The organism is Actinosynnema sp. NPDC023658 (assembly GCF_040639995.1).
GTDB lineage: Bacteria > Actinomycetota > Actinomycetes > Mycobacteriales > Pseudonocardiaceae > Actinosynnema.
In genome coordinates this window covers 1-2,926 of record NZ_JBFAAX010000718.1, presented here as the reverse complement: position 1 = coordinate 2,926, position 2,926 = coordinate 1, and the positions used below count along the sequence as shown (strand labels likewise).

The window sequence follows — 2,926 nt, the reverse complement described above, 5'->3', positions numbered from 1 at the left end:
GGCAGGTCCATTGTGGACTCGCCAGCCCGCCGGCGGTCCGAGGTCAGAGGTGGGGGAGTTCCACTCGGACGGTGCGGCCGTTCAGCGGTTGCACGGGGCGCGCGTTGCCCTCGTAGAACAGGCCCTGGAAGTGGGAGACGGTGTCCTGGCCCACCGTCTTCTCGCTCATCAGGAACCACTGCACGCCCTCGGTGAACGGGGCGGTGGTGAGGGAGCCGGTGTAGCGGGCCGTGGCGTGGTTGACCGGGAGCAGGGTGTTCAGGTCGAGGTCGGGGAGGTGGACCTCCTCGCCGCACTCGGGTGCGAGGTGGGCCAGGGCGGTGTCCACGGCGGACGGGGCTCCGACGCGCAGCGGGACGCCGATCACCAGCAGGGAGCCGGCCGCGCTGCGGTGCACCAGGTGCATCTCCAGCGGGTCCGCGTGGCCCGCGAAGCGGTGCTCGGACGGGGTGTGGAAGTGGAACTGCACGAGGTCGTACCGGACGCCGGACAGGGTCACGTACCCGGCGCCGGGCTGGACGTCGAACTCCTCGGTCTCCTCGTGGTTGCGCACCGTGCAGCCGTCGGTCGCCGTTGCGTCCTTGCGGACGTAGTGGAGGTCGCCGGCGACGTGGTGGCCGTAGGAGATCTGCAACTGGGGCAGGTGCGGGTCGATGCGGATCGCCGTCGGCGTGATGTCGATCGGGCTCTGCAGCGGCAGCTGCGCCCGGGCCGGGGTGGCACCGGCCAGCAGGGCGCTGAGCACGACGGGGACTGCGACGGCCGCGAAGCCTCTTCTTGACACGGGGATCCGGACCTTCCGGGCAGGGGTCCAGGCGGGACGCGCCTGGGGGGACCGCTTCATCCTTCACTCGAACGAGTGGCGATCAATAGGTCTACAAATCACCCGAACTGGCCAGAGGCGACATAACGATCTGTGCACTCCATCACAGGGCCGAGGTCGGGCGTCCGGTCGCCGGCGCGTCGACGACGTCGGTGATCAAGTGGCGCGGTTTGGGTACTCGGGGAGGTGTTGGGGCTGGTGGGCCGGCGAGGAGGCCGTATGTGGCGGGTGTTGGTGCTGGTTGCGGTGCTGGCGACGGGATGCGGGCTGCCTCGTGACGTCGACGGGACGTCCGAGCGGGTGCGGGGTGGCGTCGTCCGGGTCGGTGTCGCGGAGAACCGGCCTTGGACTCGGGTGGGTGACGGGGGTGAGGTCTCCGGGGTCGAGGTGGAGTTGGTCCGACGGCTCGCGGAACGGGTGGGGGCGCGGGTGGAGTGGACGGTGGGGGCGGAGTCGTCGTTGATGGCCGCGGTGGGGGAGCGGCAGCTCGACCTGGTGGTGGGTGGCTTGGAGGGGAACTCGCCCTGGATCGAGGAGGCGTCGTTGACGCGGCCGTACGCGGTCACGAAGGTCGTCGTGGCGGCGGCCGGGGACGTCCCGGAGGACTTGGCCGGGGTGCGGGTGGCGGTGAGGGCCGGCACGGACGAGGCCGCGGCGCTGGCCGAGGAGGACGCGGTGGTGGTGCCGGTGGAGGAGGTCGGGGAGGCGCGGGACCTGCCGGTGGCGGTGGACGACTGGCGGACGGCCGGGCTGGGGTTGCGGGCGGGCAAGCAGGTGCTGGTCGAGCGCAGCCACGTCTGGGCGTTGCCGCTGGGGGAGAACGGGTGGCAGGTGGAGGTCGAGCGGTTCCTGGCCGAGCTGCCCGGCGGCGAGGTCGAGCGGTTGCTGGCCGAGGAGGCGGCGTGAGGGTCTACGACCGGTTCGAGCTGCCCGCGGACAAGGCCGCGCTGCACCGGCGGGCGGTGCGGTTGGCCTGGTGGACGATCGCGTTCTTCCTGGCCGCCGTGGGGCTGTTGGCGGTGACGTTGGGACAGTCGCAGGCGATGAAGGCCGCCTGGATCGAGGACATGCTCGGGTTGGTGCCGCCCGCGGCCTTCCTGATCGCCGCGCGGTTCCGCAACCGGGCGCCCGACGAGCAGTTCCCCTACGGCTACCACCGGTCGGTGAGCGTTGCGTTCCTGGCGGGTTCGGTGGCATTGCTGGGGTTGGGCGCGTACGTCGTCTACGACTCGGCGGTGCGGCTGGTGGCCGGTGAACGCCCGCCGATCGGCTTGGTCGAGGTGTTCGGGTTCCGGTTCTGGCTGGGCTGGTTGATGATCGTGGTGCTGCTCGCGACGGTGCCGCCGGCGGTCATGCTGGGCCACGCGAAGCTGAGGATCGCCCGGGAGCTGCACGACAAGGTGCTCTACGCGGACGCGGAGATGAACCGGGCCGACTGGTTGACGGCCGCCGCGGCGGTGCTGGGCGTGCTGGGCATCGGGTTCGGGTTCTGGTGGGCCGACGCGGTGGCGGCGATGGTCATCGGGGCCGACATCGTCCGGGACGGCGTGCGCAGCACCCGTGCGGCGGTGGCCAACCTGATGGACAACCGGCCGCGGGTGGTGGACGGGAGCCGTCCGCACCCGTTGCCGGACCAGCTGCTGGCGGCGGTGCTCGACCACGACTGGATCGCGGACGCGTGGTTGCGCATCCGGGAGGAGGGGCACGTGTTCGCCGGTGAGCTGCTGGTGGTGCCCGTCGCCCACACCGACGGGCTCGTGCAGCGGTTGGAGGAGTTGCAGCGGTGGGCGCGGGACTTCGACTGGCGGGTGCACGACCTCGTCGTCGCCCCGGTCGCCCGCATCGACACCGGCGCGGACCGCGGCGGGAGGCCTGACCTGCGGTCCTAGGGTGTGCGGCATGTGGATCGGGGTGCTGGGGCCGGTGCGGGTTCGAGTGGGGGAGCGGGAGCTGCCCGTCGGCAGCCGGCGGGAGCGGGTGGTGCTGGCGGTGCTGGTCCTGGAGGCCGGGCGGGCGGTCGGCGGGCAGCGGCTGATCGAGGCGGTGTGGGGCCCCGACGCACCGCCCACGGCCAAGGCGCAGTTGCACAACCTGGTCACCGCG

At 72.2% G+C, this 2,926-nt stretch carries 3 protein-coding genes and 1 pseudogene; 3 read left to right on the top strand and 1 reads right to left on the bottom strand.

Features of this window, described 5'->3' with window-relative positions:
• Positions 1-43: 43 nt before the first annotated feature.
• On the bottom strand, positions 44-784 hold the full coding sequence (locus AB0G02_RS33720; protein ID WP_360802475.1) for a carbonic anhydrase family protein: 741 nt from the start codon (positions 782-784) through the stop codon (positions 44-46).
• Positions 785-1,042: 258 nt separating this feature from the next.
• Between AB0G02_RS33720 and AB0G02_RS33715 the strand changes: the two genes are divergently transcribed.
• The 3 genes and pseudogenes from AB0G02_RS33715 to AB0G02_RS33705 form a co-directional block, all read left to right on the top strand.
• On the top strand, positions 1,043-1,729 hold the full coding sequence (locus tag AB0G02_RS33715) for a transporter substrate-binding domain-containing protein (protein ID WP_360802472.1): 687 nt from the start codon (positions 1,043-1,045) through the stop codon (positions 1,727-1,729).
• On the top strand, positions 1,726-2,712 hold the full coding sequence (locus AB0G02_RS33710) for a cation diffusion facilitator family transporter (RefSeq protein ID WP_360802469.1): 987 nt from the start codon (positions 1,726-1,728) through the stop codon (positions 2,710-2,712). The genes AB0G02_RS33715 and AB0G02_RS33710 overlap by 4 nt, the downstream gene beginning before the upstream one ends.
• 10 nt (positions 2,713-2,722) lie before the next feature.
• A pseudogene (locus AB0G02_RS33705) lies at positions 2,723-2,926 on the top strand (hypothetical protein); the annotation flags it as partial.

What these genes read in the sequence shown, in the direction of transcription:
- AB0G02_RS33715 (WP_360802472.1), top strand. Translation starts at nt 1,043, where the DNA reads ATGTGGCGGGTGTTGGTGCTGGTTGCGGTGCTGGCGACGGGATGCGGG.